Annotated in this window: 2 protein-coding genes; both read left to right on the forward strand. The window is 33.0% G+C overall.

The features are described 5' to 3' along the window. On the forward strand, positions 1–446 hold a 446-nt coding region (locus tag HNS40_RS22525), incomplete at its 5' end, for a Crp/Fnr family transcriptional regulator (protein ID WP_172284958.1). A 77-nt stretch (positions 447–523) separates the two neighbouring features. Next, positions 524–736, forward strand: a complete 213-nt coding sequence (locus HNS40_RS22530; RefSeq protein ID WP_172284959.1) for a DUF2892 domain-containing protein — start codon at positions 524–526, stop codon at positions 734–736. The last annotated feature ends 57 nt before the right edge of the window (positions 737–793 follow it).

Consider the following 793-nt stretch of genomic DNA (forward strand, 5'->3'; position numbering starts at 1 on the left):
AGGAACTATTACTCTATTATATTGAGCCTGCTCAAAGCTGTGTTATGTCTTTCTATGCTGCATTGAAGAATACTCCAAGTAAAGTGTTTGCAGTAACCGAAGAGGATTCAAGGATTATTTTAATTCCCGTTCATTTATTACCAAATTGGCTAAAAGAGTATTCTGATTTCAATGAACTGTTTTATAATCAATATAATCTAAGGTATTCAGAACTTTTAGATACAATTAGTCATTTGTTATTGGATAAAATGGATAAGAGACTTTATGACTATTTGAAAAAGAAATTGGAATTGATTAATAGTAATTCAATTATAATGAGTCATAATCAAATAGCTAACGAATTAGGAACTGCCCGTGAAGTGATAACTAGAGTTCTGAAAAAACTTGAATCCGATGGGAAAGTATTACAAAAATCAGGGGAATTAAGAATTATCGCTGAGTGGTGACCACGGTCACTGCACATCAATAAAACACCACCTACCTTTGTAACGCAATAATGCAAGATTATTTAAATTTTAAAAAAATGAAAAAAAACATGGGAACAGCAGACAGAATTATTAGAGTAATAATCGCTGCAATAGTCGGAGTTCTTTATTTCACAGGAACAATTTCTGGAACATTAGGCATTGTTCTTTTAGTACTTGCAGGAGTTTTCGTTTTAACTAGCTTGATAAGCTTTTGTCCACTTTATGCACCATTTGGACTTAGAACTTGCCCTATGAAAGAAAAGAAATAAGGCAGCACACAACAATTAAGCATCGTTTTCAGCCCTAAGCCGTGGAGCTAAGCATTT

This window comes from Lentimicrobium sp. S6, assembly GCF_013166635.1.
Taxonomy (GTDB): Bacteria; Bacteroidota; Bacteroidia; order Bacteroidales; family UBA12170; genus UBA12170.